Origin of the sequence: Chromatocurvus halotolerans (assembly GCF_004340525.1) — a bacterium.
GTDB lineage: Bacteria > Pseudomonadota > Gammaproteobacteria > Pseudomonadales > Halieaceae > Chromatocurvus > Chromatocurvus halotolerans.
The window spans coordinates 1-13,178 of sequence record NZ_SLWX01000003.1 but is presented as its reverse complement, the minus strand read 5'-3'; the positions used below and the strand labels follow the sequence as shown (position 1 = coordinate 13,178).

Annotated in this window: 10 protein-coding genes and 1 pseudogene; 2 read left to right on the top strand and 9 right to left on the bottom strand. The window is 60.5% G+C overall.

Annotated elements, in window-relative coordinates; translation table 11 throughout:
• Window positions 1-59 precede the first annotated feature (59 nt).
• Window positions 60-1,022 carry a TolB-like translocation protein gene (locus EV688_RS04050; RefSeq protein WP_205686617.1) on the top strand — a complete coding sequence of 321 codons (963 nt, stop codon included), beginning with the start codon at window positions 60-62 and terminating at the stop codon, window positions 1,020-1,022.
• A 10-nt stretch (window positions 1,023-1,032) separates the two neighbouring features.
• Here the strand turns inward: EV688_RS04050 and EV688_RS17855 are convergent.
• Window positions 1,033-1,152: pseudogene (locus EV688_RS17855) on the bottom strand (OST-HTH/LOTUS domain-containing protein); the annotation flags it as partial.
• A gap of 95 nt (window positions 1,153-1,247) precedes the next feature.
• On the opposite strand from EV688_RS17855, the gene EV688_RS04040 reads away from it, so the two are divergent.
• Window positions 1,248-2,783 (top strand): M20/M25/M40 family metallo-hydrolase, encoded by a 1,536-nt coding sequence (locus EV688_RS04040; RefSeq protein ID WP_117317504.1) that lies wholly within the window; start codon window positions 1,248-1,250, stop codon window positions 2,781-2,783.
• A gap of 101 nt (window positions 2,784-2,884) precedes the next feature.
• Here EV688_RS04040 and EV688_RS04035 read toward each other — a convergent pair whose 3' ends face one another.
• The 8 genes from EV688_RS04035 to EV688_RS04000 form a co-directional block, all read right to left on the bottom strand.
• Window positions 2,885-4,162, bottom strand: coding sequence for an aminotransferase class V-fold PLP-dependent enzyme (locus EV688_RS04035; RefSeq protein ID WP_117317506.1), 1,278 nt, complete (start codon window positions 4,160-4,162; stop codon window positions 2,885-2,887).
• Between the two features lie 523 nt (window positions 4,163-4,685).
• Window positions 4,686-6,761: a S9 family peptidase gene (locus EV688_RS04030; protein WP_117317508.1), complete on the bottom strand. Its 2,076-nt coding sequence runs from the start codon at window positions 6,759-6,761 to the stop codon at window positions 4,686-4,688.
• A gap of 60 nt (window positions 6,762-6,821) precedes the next feature.
• Complete coding sequence (locus EV688_RS04025; protein ID WP_117317509.1) at window positions 6,822-7,985, bottom strand: DUF819 family protein; 1,164 nt, start codon at window positions 7,983-7,985, stop codon at window positions 6,822-6,824.
• A gap of 26 nt (window positions 7,986-8,011) precedes the next feature.
• Window positions 8,012-8,626: a D-2-hydroxyacid dehydrogenase gene (locus EV688_RS17850; RefSeq protein WP_424282594.1), complete on the bottom strand. Its 615-nt coding sequence runs from the start codon at window positions 8,624-8,626 to the stop codon at window positions 8,012-8,014.
• A 416-nt stretch (window positions 8,627-9,042) separates the two neighbouring features.
• Entirely contained in the window at window positions 9,043-9,831 is a 789-nt protein-coding gene (locus tag EV688_RS04015) for an ABC transporter permease (protein WP_117317512.1), read from the bottom strand.
• Window positions 9,828-10,670, bottom strand: coding sequence for an ABC transporter permease (locus EV688_RS04010; RefSeq protein ID WP_117317514.1), 843 nt, complete (start codon window positions 10,668-10,670; stop codon window positions 9,828-9,830). The genes EV688_RS04015 and EV688_RS04010 overlap by 4 nt, the downstream gene beginning before the upstream one ends.
• Entirely contained in the window at window positions 10,667-11,725 is a 1,059-nt protein-coding gene (locus EV688_RS04005; RefSeq protein ID WP_117317516.1) for an ABC transporter ATP-binding protein, read from the bottom strand. Before EV688_RS04005 ends, EV688_RS04010 begins: the two co-directional genes overlap by 4 nt.
• Before the next feature lie 3 nt (window positions 11,726-11,728).
• Window positions 11,729-12,925 carry an ABC transporter substrate-binding protein gene (locus tag EV688_RS04000; protein ID WP_117317518.1) on the bottom strand — a complete coding sequence of 399 codons (1,197 nt, stop codon included), beginning with the start codon at window positions 12,923-12,925 and terminating at the stop codon, window positions 11,729-11,731.
• Window positions 12,926-13,178 lie beyond the last annotated feature (253 nt).

The window sequence follows — 13,178 nt, the reverse complement described above, 5'->3', positions numbered from 1 at the left end:
GATATAGAGCGGGCGTAGCTGTTACCCCGGTTTTGTGTTTCTTCAATTGAGTGCTGTCCATGAACTATTCTCATCTCCGCCTACGTCCCGGGTTGTCCGGCACCGTCCTGCCGTTTGTCCTGGCGCTTGCCCTTGTGGCCGCGGGATGTTCCGACAATGCGCCCGATGCGCCCCGCCCGGAAGCCGCGAATTCCGAGCCCTCGGCGGCGACGGGCGCGCCGCAGGGAACCGACGTCTGGCTCCTGGACCTGGTGCGGGAAGACGATGCGCTGCGCGCCGTAGAGCCGCGCAATCTGACCAACCGGCCCGGCTACGACAATCAGCCCTTCTTCACGCCGGCGGGGGATCTTCTCTTCGTGCAGATGGAGGGTGCACGCACGGACCTCTGGCGATGGAGTCCCGACACGGAAACGTCGACCCGCCTCACGGCGACACCAGAGCAAAGCGAGTTTTCCCCCACGCCCATTCCCGGGAGCGCGGGCGGGATTAGCTACATCAGATCACCGACCGATACCAGCGGGCGCCTCTGGCAGATGCCACAGGAGGGCGCCGCCGCAGAGGTTGTCTTTCCCGACATCGGCCCGGTGGGCTATCACGCGTGGTTCGACGCCGATAACGTTGCGCTCTGGCTGCTGCAGGAGCCGTCGGCCCTTCAGCTTGTCGGGGTCGATACGAAGGCAGCACGGACGCTCGCCACGGGCGTGGGGCGCTCACCCCAGTCTGTACCGAACCGCCGCGCGGTGAGCTTCACGCGCGAGACCGATGATGGCAGGGCAGTCGAATTATACGATCTCGATCTGGAGCGTACCGAGGTGGTGGTTCTCCTGCCCGAGGCTGGCGATTTCCACGCCTGGACGCCCGATGGGGTGCTTCTCGCCTCCGCCGGATCGCGGGTAGTCGCCTGGCGCGATGGCGCCTGGCAGGAAGTCGTCGATCTCGCTCACCTGGGACTGGCGCTGACCCGGCTCGCCGTGTCTCCTGACGGCACCCATCTTGCGCTGGTTGGTGAGCCCGCAGGGTGATCCACTGGGTAAACCCGAAACTGCGTTGATCGAAGTCGGGGTAACGTTGCACCAACTGTTGCCCTACGCTGCCGGGTGCGGCCCAGCCGTCAGGATCTGCGTAGTCCAGGATTTTGTCCGCATCCCTCACGAGTCATTTTTGGATGCAAGTCAACATGTGGTGGCCTGGCAGTCAATCGTATAGTGTTCAAGCCTCTTTAAACATTGAAGGTATAGGCGGCGACCATGCGAAATCACCTCAGAGCACTATTCCTCGGCATTACTTCCAGCGTCTGCTGCGCTACGTTGACTCTTGCGGAGCCCCTGCCGGTCGATGAGATTCGCGAGCGGGTGGACGCCCACTATCGCGGATCGCTGGAGCTCTACCGTGAGTTCCTGAGTCTGCCAAACGATGCCAACCACCCCGACGATATCCTCAAGCTTGTCGAGTGGATGGAGTCGGCGTTTGGCGCGCGAGGTTTTGAAACTCAGCGTATTCCCACGCCGGGCAGTCCGCTTCTGTTGGCCGAGCGCAAACGCGAGGGGTCAGATCGAACTGTGCTTGTCTACCTTCAGTCCGACGGACAGCCTGTCGATCCCGATGCCTGGTTTCAGGATGACCCGTATCAGCCGACGCTCAAACAACGGCACGATGACGGCAATTGGGAAGAAATTCCGTGGCAAAGCCTCGACGCGGAGATCGATCCTGACTGGCGCGTGTTCGCCCGCTCGGCGTCTGACTCCAAGGGGCCCATGGCGCAATTCCTGGTGGCCATGGATATCCTCAACGATGCAGGGCAGGAACTCGACTTCAACCTGAAAGTCATTATCGATACGGAAGAGGAGATGAGCTCTCCTAACCTGCCTCAGGCGGTGATCGACAATCGCGACCTGCTCTCTGCCGACCTGCTGCTGATCTTCGACGGGCCGCCTCACGCCTCGAATCAACCGACGGTGAAATTTGGCGCCCGCGGTATTGCGAAGATTACTCTGGACACCTACGGTCCGCGTTTCCCCCAGCACAGCGGTCACTACGGTAACTACGCACCCAACCCGGCATTTCACATGTCGCGGATTTTGAGCTCAATGAAACGGGAAGATGGTCGTGTCCTGATTCCCGGTTTCTACGATGGCATCACCTTGAGTGACGAATTACGAGCAGTACTCGCCGCGGTGCCCGACGACGAAGACAGGATTCGCGCCGATCTCGGTATCGCCGCGCCGGATTCAATCGGCGCCAATCTCCAGGAATCCGTGCAATATCCCTCCCTGAATATTCGCGGCCTGTCATCGGGCTGGGTGGGCGACGAGGCCCGCACCATTGTGCCGGCGACGGCCACCGCCGAGATCGATATTCGCCTCGTGAAGGAATCCGACCCGGATACGCTCATAGGGCTGGTTCGTGACCATATCCAGGGCATGGGTTACCACGTGATCGACCACCCTCCGACGGATGAGGAACGCCGCAAGCACCCTCGCATTGTCCGCTTCAGCAGCAGCTACAGCTACCTGGCCTATCGCTCTGGTTTCGACGAGGCCGCCGGCCGCCTGGCCCGCGCCGGACTCCGGCACCTCTATGGCGAGGAACCCATTCTGATCCGCACCAGCGGCGGCTCGATCCCGATCTCGCCCTTTGTCGACACCCTGGACATCCCCGCCGCAAGCGTGCCGACGGTGAACATCGACAATAACCAGCACAGCCCGAACGAGAACATTCGCCTGGGCAATTTCAAGGAGGGTATTGCCATGCTGGTGGCGGTGCTCAGCCAGACGCTGGATTGAGGCTATGCTCTGCAATGGTAACCGTCGAGGCTTTGCGTGCCAGCGCCAGTCGCGAGAAACGCGTTAACGTCCATGATGCGTGAAAGTCGCGCACGCTGCGTCTAGGCTGGTGCGATGGCCGTCGCCATGGCCGCAGCGGCGCGCTCTATATCCGCTTCGTCATTGTAGATGTGTGGGCAAAGACGCAGCGCGCCGGGAAAGGCAGAGCCGGACACAGCAAACTGTTCGTAGGCTCTTGCTTGGGCCGCCCCAGACTCACCGTGTGTTACCGCCGTCACCACTACGCCCAGGCGATACGCAGGATTTTCCGGTGTCAGGAACCTGGCTGACGGTGCCTTATGGCGTATCTCGGCCATTAACAGATCAGTCAGTGACCTGACGCGCGCTTCCACGCGCGAGGGCCCTATCGCCAGATGCAGGGCGGCGGCCTGGCCGAGCGCATCGATGGCGCCGTCATCGCGCTGGCCCAGCATCTCAAAAGCCCTCGCACCCGTGTCGCCGCCCGCGAGCGGATAGCTGACGATAAGGGGGTTCAGCAGTTCCTGCCGGTCCTTGCGGACATACAGCATGCCCGCCTCTCTGGGGCCGCACATCCACTTCTGGCCGCTACAGGTCATGAAATCGCAGCCCAGTGCCTTCACATCGAGCGCCATTGCACCAACAGTCTGTGCGCCGTCAATCATCGACAGGGCACCCGCATCGGCAGTCAGCTTGCAAAGGGCTGCGGCCGGAAGTTCGGTGCCACTCGAATTTGAAACGTGACTGAAAGAGACCAGCCGTGTGCTCGGTCCGATCGCTTCGCGAAAGGGTGCGATAAGGTCCTCCGCACTTTCTGGCTGCTTCGGCGTGGCCACCCGGATGATCTTGAACCCCTCGCGCTGCGCCCTGACCTCCCAGGACAGCTCATTGGAGCGATGATTCTCCTCCCAGAGCACGATTTCATCGCCGGGACCAAGCGCCAGTCCCTGAACGATAAGGTTGTTACCTTCTGAGGTGTTGCGCGTTATCGCGATTTCGTCGAGTGCCGCGCCAATCAACTCTGCGAGAGCGGCGCGTGTTGCTTCGTGCCGCTGCTGGTATTTTGCTCGGTTCTCAAAGGAAGGATCGCGGTCAATATCCGTCGTGGCTGCCTCCAGCGCCGCCCGCGCGCCGGCGCAGGGAGGTGACATGTTGGCCGCGTTCATGGCTGTGATGTTTAGCGACCCCCTGAATTCCTCCCTCACGGCTCGCCACAACAGCTGGTCTGTCAGCTGCGGCAGGGGTGTCAGATTCCGCCTGTCGAGTGCTGTTGCCGCCAGGCTGGTCCCCATCAAACCGGCAACGGGCAAGCCCATCAGGAATGTGCGTCTTGTTGTTCCCGCAATCGTGTGTTTATCCATGTTGCTCGCACCGTTGTTGTCCAGCTCAGAGTAGCCGATATTGCGCAGGGTGGCCGAACAAAAGTCTCGCGCATGTTGCGGCGACTATCTACTTGCGATCATCTGCATTGATTCTTTCATCGTCTGCTATGAGTACAAAGTGACTGTACAAAGATATCGAATACTGCCTTTTTCATTGCTCGTGGTGTCTCTCATGCATGCCAGTGTATACGCGTCAGAGGAAGCGCAGGAGAGCGCGGTCCGGCGGTGGCGGCACGCCATTAGGCCGTTGCGGTTGCCTGGTTTACGGCAAAAGAGGAATCACCGAGAGTTCAGCTAGCCGTGTCGTCAGACAGTGGTGAGACCTTTTCTTCGCCAACGCTGGTAGCCGGCCCGGACACGAATGGCCGTGTCGATGCGCTGATTCTCGACAATGGCGAAATCGTCGTCAGCTGGATAGCCCTGACTGATTGCCGAGCGAACCTTATGCTGTCACGCTTCCGTGCCGACGGGGAATTTACGGATACGCTTGCAGCAACAGCGTTTAATCCATCCCGCCGCCGCGGGTTTCCGGCTCAACCTCGCCATCCAGCGTGTACTGCTGGTACCAGGACAGCATGTACAGCATTGTACGAATGTTGTTCGATGGTCGTGTCCCCGTGCCGTGATACTGGTCATTGAAGCGCAGCAATCTCGCTGGCACTCCCAGCATCTTGAGTGCCGCGTAGTACTCTTCTGACTGCGGCATCGGCGTACGCAGGTCCTGCTCCCCCGTCATGATAATTGTGGGTGTTTTCACGTTTCCGACGTACATCAGGGAAGACTGCTCAAGCCATTTGCCAGGGTCTTCCCAGAACGGCTTCTCAAAGAACGAGAACGTAAACGACGGAATGTCCGTGGTGCCGGCCATGCTCATCCAGTTCGTGACCGGGCAGCGCACTGCGGCAGCGGCAAAGCGGTCGGTGTGACCGATAACCCAGCTGGACAGCACGCCGCCGCCACTGCAGCCACCCACATACAGGCGCTTCTCATCGATGAAGCCTTCGGCGATCGCGGCATCCACGCCACCCATCAGGTCCAGGTAATCGACCCCTGGATAGGCAAAATCAATGGCCTTGGAATACTGCTCGCCATATCCGGTGCTGCCTCGTGGGTTGGTGAACAGAACCACAAAATCATTGGCTGCGAAAAACTGGTAGTTGAATACGAAGCGACCCTGGTACATGGCAAAGGGGCCGCCATGGATCTCCATGATCAGTGGATACTCTTTCCCGGGATCAAACCCCGGCGGCTTGATGATCCACCCGTGCGCCCTGTTGCCGTCCTCGGCCTCATACCAGATCTCCTCGGTGTCGCCGAGCTCCTTGCCCGCCAGCAGATCCGCGTTCACAGCGGTCAGCTGCTTTGGATCGCCTCGTCCATTGAGCGGAAAACTCACGACATCACCGGGCTCGTGAAAAGACGCGCCAATCCCAACACCCGTGTCGCCCGACCGTGAAGAGAGTGACACGACATGCTTCCCCGTCGTGACAGGGCGGACGCTGCCAGAAAGGGCCATGTGGAAAACGTTGATATAGCCCTCGTCCTGGGCTGTGAAGAATACGCCACGGTCATCGTCGTCCCAGACCAGCTTGCTTGCCGGGCGGTCAAAGTCGGCGCTGAGCCTGCGCCTGTTGCTGCCGTCAGAGGACATGCTGTATAGGCGCGGCATCGCGTAGGTAGCCGTCGTTGCCGGATACCCCGTGAATGCGATTTGCTGACCATCGCCAGAGGCGACGGGAGCGGACCAGAAGCCAGGAGTATCCGTCAGCTGAGTGATGCCGCGGGATTCCATATCGATGGCATAAATGTGAGAGCGCCGGTAAGCGAGGTCACCATCCGGCTCATTCCAGCCATCGAACAGGATCGTTTTGCTGTCCGGCATCCAGCTGATTCCCGCTCCCTCAAACAGTCCATCAAACTGCGCACCGACGTGCCACTCTCCCTCGGTCAGCTCTTTGGCCGTGCCAGACGAAGCGGGCACGACGAACAGGTGAGAAAAGCCGGGTTCTGTATAGCCGACGCGGTCCTGGCGATAGTGCAAACGATCCAGAACCATGGGTGGTGTGGTCCATTCGGCGCCCTCGGGCACTTTCGGCATGTCGATTTTCCAGGGATCCTCAGCCGGCACAATGGCCACGAACGCGATATGCTCGCCGTCGGGCGACCAGTGTGGGGAAGAGGGCGTAACCGTCACCCGCGTAACCTGGGAGACGGCGCCGTCTCCGTCCATCCAGCGCACGAAAAGCTGTGGCTTGTCGTTCTTGTCCTTGCCGATAAAGAGAATGCGGTCTCCCGATGGAGACCAACGGGGATTTGACCCCACCTGCAGGAAACGGTGGCGTGAGCCATCGGCGTCCATGATCCACAGGGCAGATTCCCAGCGATCTTGCATGACATCGACGCTTCGACGCGTGTAAATGATGTGCCTGCCATCGGGAGAAACCTGCGGATCCGTAACCTGCTCAAACTCCAGGTAATCCTCGGCGCTAAGTCGAGCGTCCTGTGCCTGCACGATGGCAACGAACGGCGCCAGTAACAGGATGAACAGAGCTGTAACTACAGTGGATCGTTTTTTCATCGGATGCCTCTCTGTCGTGTTCCCGTAAACTACGGAGACTGCGCATTTTGGCCCAGCCCGTCAAACGATGACGAGCCTCATAACATTGGCAATGACCAGTCCAACGTAGTTGCCAAGCGCTGTGCCCAGCAAACCCACGGCAATACCCGGCAAAATCAAATGCGGAACGCCCCTTGCCCCTGCTATCGCCATTGCAGACGAGGCGCCTCCAACATTCGCCTGCGACGCAATAGCAATCACGGTGGCATCTATTTTAAGCATCATGCCCACAGCAAAAATAATGACGCCGTGGATCAGCACGGTTCCCAGGGCAAAGTAGAATATTACGGGGCCTATCTCGATAATCCTGGCCACAACAGAGATCGCACCATTGGTTGCCAGAAACAGCAGCAACAAGTAATTACCCAGCACGAGACCGCCCGAAATTCTCTTGATCACCGGGAATTGTGCAAGGATCAATACCAGCGTGGTAAGCCAGATGATCATGGGGACAAGGGGTACCAGAGTACTGATAACGCGTGACAGCCAGAGGCAGCTCATGACAATTGACAGCAGCAGAGCCAGGTCCCAGAGCGTGATTGGCTTTCCACTGGAATTGAGCAGGTTGCCAACACGGGACTTCTGCAGCACGTCGACGTCGGCCACAGCATTCGCGGGTACACCTTGTGGGTCCACGTCTTTCTTGCCGAAAAACTCGGGGATCGTGATGCAGGCAATCAACCAGATAGCCGTTACGATAACGTCGGCGGCAACGCCCGCAGTAAAGTATTCGCCGGATGTGTCCAGTTCCTGTCCGACGGCCGCAAAGTTCACCCCGCCGCCAATATAGGTTGCGGCAAACTGTCCTGACAGCTTCCACGTCTCGGGACCGATGGCATCGGCAAAAACAAGACCCATGACGGCACCCCCCAACGCCGCCCCGCAGGCCCCGAGCAAAAACGCTTTCAGCATTGGACCGCCCGCTCGTCTGATGGAGTCCAGATCTACCGTCAGGAGAAACAGGGTGATGCCGGCCAGCACCCCTGGCCCGCGGAAGAAATCATAAACCACGGACTCCCCCGGAATAACACCGATATTGGACAGCAGCATCCCGATGATGATGCTGAGCGCGGCGGCGCCTATTTTTCTGAAGGCGGGTATGTTCTTTTCCATCCAGATGGCACTGAGAACGGTCAGCGCCAGTATAAGCGTGATTGCCGTCGTCTCTGTGGCCGGGTCAAACATGGATTAAGCACCCGCTGTGCTGAGGATCACACAACATTGATCAGCGGCTTGCCCGCCAGGTAGCGTTTCAGGTTCTGACAGAACAGATCGGTTATCAAGCGGTTCTCATTGTTTGTCGTACTGGCTGAGTGAGGGCTCACAATGACATTGGGCATGTGCCAGAACGGGCTGTGCCCGGGTAGTGGCTCCGTTTCAAAAACGTCCAGCCCTGCGCCACGAAGATGCCCATTCTGCAGGGCCGCTACCAGAGCCGGCTCATCCACAAGGGCGCCTCTGCCAATGTTGATAAGAACGGCGCCCTGGGGCATCAGGGAAAACTGTTTCTCCCCCATCATTTTTTCTGTTTCCGCCGTGTGTGGGGCGATCAACACCAGGAATTCGGCCATGGGCAGAACATGATCCAGATCCCCGGCGCCATAAAGCGCGTCAACGTTCAACGCACTCAGATCGGCATTTTTTATTGCTTGCTTCACACCGATGACGTTCATCCTGAACTGTTTCGCGAGGCGAGCGACTTCCTGGCCGACCTTGCCGAGGCCCACGATGACCAGCGTCCTGTTGCTTAAATCAAGGCCCGCATAGCGCTCCCAGCGCCTGGCTTTCTGGTCTTCCAGAACGCTGAGGACATTCTTGTTGAACATCGTCATGACCATGAAGCAGAACTCGGCCAGTGGCTGGGCGTGTATGCCGGCGGCATTGGTAAAGACCGTGTCTGGCATGCGCCTGTCATAACCGTGCTCGACGATAAATCGTGCAACCCCGGAACTGGTAGTCTGCAACCATCTGGCGCGCCCGGCGAGCTCTGGCAGGTCGTCGAGATGGGTCTGGTCGAAGTCAAAGATCACCTCCGCCTGCCCGAGGTATTGTCTCCAGCGTTCTTCTTCCCCGGCCGACCGGATGAAGGCCTCACCCTTGTGATCAGCAACGTAACGGGGCCTGGCAACGAGGGAAGGTTCATAAATCACGTCGAGGCGGGAATCCACCTGACGAATTTGCTCCACGTACTCAGGTTCAAGGTAACTGGCGATAAGCACGCGGATTGTCATGGGCCACAGCGTCACGCGCGCCGAAAAAGTCGCCGCAGCACGAGAAGCAAGATCACGAGCAGCGCCGAGATCACGGTACCGATCACCGCGACCGCCGGCACCAAGGGTGAATAATTCGTGGCTGTGCGTGAAAACAGCCATACCGGCAGCGGCGTGTCCGCCCCACTGGTGAATATCGACAGCGGCAGGTTCGACCAGGACAGCAGGAAGGCGAACAGGGCCCCGGAGAAGATGCCCGGCCAGAGGGCGGGAAACGTGACCTCCCTTGCCACCTGCCAGCGGCTGGCGCCGAGATCAAAGGCCGCCTCTTCCTGGGCGACGTCGTAGCCGAACAGGCGGATAGAAATCACCAGCGTTACGATGGGCACGATCCACACTGCGTGGGCGATAACGGCGGTTTTCCAGCCGGGGGTAATGCCCAGTGCCGAGAACGACAGCAGCAGCGCCAGCCCCAGCACCGGCTGCGGGAAAAAGATCGGCAGCACGATCAGGCGCTGGAAGACACTTCGGCCATGCCAGTCGTAGCGGGCAAACGCCATCGCCCCCAGCGTCCCGAGCACCACCGCCATGATCACCACGCACAGGGCCATCTGCAGGGACACCAGGTGGATGCTCCAGGTGGTGAATGAGTCAACCGCCTCCCGATACGCGTCGAGGCTCCAGACCCGGTGCGGGAAGCGCATGTAGCGGGTGTTGGCCAGCGATACCAGCACCACGGACACGATGGGAATGTACAGCAGCAGGATGATGGTGCCGATCCAGACGGCTTTCAGATAGCGCACGTGGCGATCGCGGATCATCGCTGGATAATCCGGTTCAGGTCGACGCGACGCAGCACGGGCCAGACGACCGCCGCGGTCACCAGAATCACGATTACGGTGAGCGCAGCCCCCATGGGCCAGTCCTGCGCGTAGCTGAAGCGCTGTTCGATGGCCGCGGAGATCACGGTCACTGCCCTTCCGCCGAGAATTGCCGCCTCGGCATTGGCGCCCAGGCACAGCACGAAGGTCAGCAGCGCGCCGATCATCAGGCCGGGAGCCGCCAGTGGCAGCTCGATCTCGCGGAACAGGGCCCAGCGTCCGGCACCGAGATCGCGCGCAGCCTCCAGCCGATCTTCCGGGATCAGCGAGACGCCAAGCAGCAGCGGAAACAGCATGAAGGGAAAATACACGTAGATCATGCCGAGCAGCGCGGCGAGGCGTGTGTTCAGGATGGAACCGATCTGGATATCGAACCAGGCGTTGAGGGAGCCAGCGAGAATGCCGCCCCGCGGCAACAGGAACATGGAGAAACCAAACAATCGCACGCTTTCGGAGATGAAAATGGGCAGGGCGATCAGTGCGGTAATGATGCTCGCGGCGCGGCCGGCGTGGGCATGCAGGATCTTTGCCGTTGGCCAGGCCATGAGGGCGCAGATCAGGGTGGTCAGGGTGGCGCCCAGCATCGACCAGAGGAGAGGCTTTTCATAACCATCCGAGAAGGCGGCAGCGTAGTTGGCGAGTGTCGGCGCGCCCAGCATGGAAAAGGTGCGCGGCGGCATCAGGCTGTACCAGCTGACGATCAGCAGCGGCATGGCGAAAAAAGCCAGCAGGAACAGCGCCGTCGGCGCGGCCAGCCAGGGTCCGGGACGGGTTCTCATTCGGCGACCCAGGCGATATCGTCGGGGTCAAAGCTGAAGCGCGTGCGCTGACCGGGCTCCATCAGGTTGCCGACGCCGGCGCCGATTTCCGCGATCAGCGCCAGATCACCCACCCGCAGGTGATACTGCGTTCGCGATCCGAGCATGAGTCGCTGAACGATATCGGCGTCAAAGCGGACGCTGCCACCGTCTCCCGCCTGCAATGCCTCCGGACGCAGCACGGCGTAAGCACCGGCAACCTCAGGCGCGGGCAGGTCGAGACCCGCAAACCGCGCGCTTTCCCCTCTGCCGCGGATCTCCAGAATGTTGACTTCACCCATGAAGCCGGCCACGAAGCGGTTGCGCGGCCGCTGGTAGATATCCTGTGGCGTGCCGACCTGCACAAAGCGCCCGTCCTGCATGATGGCAATGCGGTCTGACATCACCATGGCCTCTTCCAGGCTGTGGGTGATGTAGATGAAGGTCTTGCCCGTTCGCTGGTGCAGCTCCTTCAGCTCCACTTCCAGGGTTTTGCGCAGCCGGTAGTCGAGCGCGGACAGTGGCTCGTCAAAAAACAGGATCTCCGGGTCGGACGCCAGCGCCCGCGCCATGGCCACCCGCTGACGCTCGCCACCGGAGCACTGGGTGACCGCGCGGTCGTAGTAATCCCGGGGCAGTCGCAATAGTGACAGCAGTTCCAGCGCACGCTCGCGCCGGGCCGGCGGCGCCACGCCCTTCATCTTCATGGCAAACTCAATGTTCTGCCCCACGCTGCGATGATCAAACAGCGCCAGTGACTGAAAGACCATAGCCGTGGGACGCTGGTTTGCCGGCTGCCGGGTAATGTCCTCTCCACGCAGCAGCAGTGTTCCGGCGGTCGGCACCTCAAGACCTGCGAGCAGCCGCACCAGCGTCGACTTGCCGCTGCCCGATGGACCCACGATGGTGAAGAACTCGCCCTCGGCGATATCCAGCGTTACCGCGTCGACTGCCGTCAGCGCACCGAAGCGGCGGGTGATTTCCTGCAATGACAGTGCCGGCACGGCCGTGCCGCCCTCGGGCGTTACCGTGGCCATGCGCTAGCCCCGCGCGCGCATGGCAGCGGAATATATGTCGTACAGCCTGTCGTAGTCGGGCACCACATCGAACTCCACGGCATTGCCAATGCGCTCGTCGAACTCGTCCCACTGAATCGCCGCAAGCTCATCGCGGGAGAAGCGGCGCATCAGTTCCGGCTGGGCCATCTGGCTGACCGGCTGCAGATTACCGTTCCCCCGCGCGATGATTTCGGCGGCATCCGGGGTGGTGATGAACTCCAGAAAGTCCAGCGCCCTGTCATGCGGGTTCGGATTCGCCACCGCAGAGTTGATTTCAATCCAGTTGATGCCGCCCTTGCCATCTGCGGGGCCGTGGTTCGGCGTGATGGCGTGGAGCTCGGCAATACCCTCGAGGCGCGCAGCGGCGGTGGTGTAAGTGCCGCCGGTGAAATACAGGTCGATTTCACGGTTCATCAGCGCCAGATTCAGCTGCACGAAATCTGTCGTGATGAACGCCGCGTTATCGATCCAGCGCCGACAGGTCTCGGCGAACTTCGCAACCTCTGCTTCGGTCTTGACCTTGAAGGGGTGAATCCCGGCGCCCATGCAGATATCCATGACGTTCCAGTCCTCGTAGGCGAGAATCCCGTAACGCCGGGCGAAATCCGGGTTGTTGAACAGGTCCCAACCCTCGTCCTTTGCCAGCTGTGGCGAAATCACATCGGAATTCACGACGAAGTCGAAGGTCTCATAGCGCTGCACAATGCCGAGCAGGTCCTCGCCGTCCTCACTCATCGCCCACTTGTAGGGCATCTGGAACTTGTCCGCCATCTGCGAGTACAGCGGCTCGAAGCGGTCTCGCGGCAGTGAGCGGATCAGCCCCGCAGGCCACAGTTCGTTGCGCGCCCAGGGATTGTTCACGTTGATGAAATCCCAGATGGAGGTCTCGCCGGCGCGCAGACGGTTCACCGACGTCGGATCGGATATATGAATTTCGTAGCGGATGTCGCCACCACCCTGCTCTTTCCAGAGCCTGTGCAGGCGCGAGTCGGCGTAGGCATCCCAGGTGAGCAGCGACAGCGGGCGGGAGGGTTGCGCGAGCAACTCCAGCGGCAGGGTCGCGGCGGCCCCGCCGGCGGCCATCGCCTGCAGGAAGCGACGTCGGCCGGCAGAGTGCTGCATGGCACCCTGCACCGGGTTGCGCGCGGCGAGAGTGTGCAAAAACGAATCGTCGGGCATAGCTACCTCGTGCCGTGGTTCATGGATGCGCCGGTTCCTGCTTCCAGCGGGTGGACGCCGTGTCCGGCGCCCTGCAAAGCGCGCACATTATTGCAGACCTTCGGATTTTCTCAATGCATTGCGCGGCGGCGCACGGCGCGGGCGCCGCTCGTACCCCACTAGACATTATGTAGTGACCTACCCGTCCTCAAATATCGTGGGTTAAGCTGAGGACGGTGATCCAAGCTCAGAGCCAAAAGTGAGGAGGGTAGGC

Coding starts and splice junctions, on each gene's coding strand:
- EV688_RS04025 (WP_117317509.1), bottom strand. CDS start 7,985: ATGTTTGACCCGGCCACAGAGACGACGGCAATCACGCTTATACTGGCG.
- EV688_RS04015 (WP_117317512.1), bottom strand. CDS start 9,831: ATGATCCGCGATCGCCACGTGCGCTATCTGAAAGCCGTCTGGATCGGC.
- EV688_RS04030 (WP_117317508.1), bottom strand. CDS start 6,761: ATGAAAAAACGATCCACTGTAGTTACAGCTCTGTTCATCCTGTTACTG.
- EV688_RS04000 (WP_117317518.1), bottom strand. CDS start 12,925: ATGCCCGACGATTCGTTTTTGCACACTCTCGCCGCGCGCAACCCGGTG.
- EV688_RS04005 (WP_117317516.1), bottom strand. CDS start 11,725: ATGGCCACGGTAACGCCCGAGGGCGGCACGGCCGTGCCGGCACTGTCA.
- EV688_RS17850 (WP_424282594.1), bottom strand. CDS start 8,626: ATGTTCAACAAGAATGTCCTCAGCGTTCTGGAAGACCAGAAAGCCAGG.
- EV688_RS04040 (WP_117317504.1), top strand. CDS start 1,248: ATGCGAAATCACCTCAGAGCACTATTCCTCGGCATTACTTCCAGCGTC.
- EV688_RS04010 (WP_117317514.1), bottom strand. CDS start 10,670: ATGAGAACCCGTCCCGGACCCTGGCTGGCCGCGCCGACGGCGCTGTTC.
- EV688_RS04035 (WP_117317506.1), bottom strand. CDS start 4,162: ATGGATAAACACACGATTGCGGGAACAACAAGACGCACATTCCTGATG.
- EV688_RS04050 (WP_205686617.1), top strand. CDS start 60: ATGAACTATTCTCATCTCCGCCTACGTCCCGGGTTGTCCGGCACCGTC.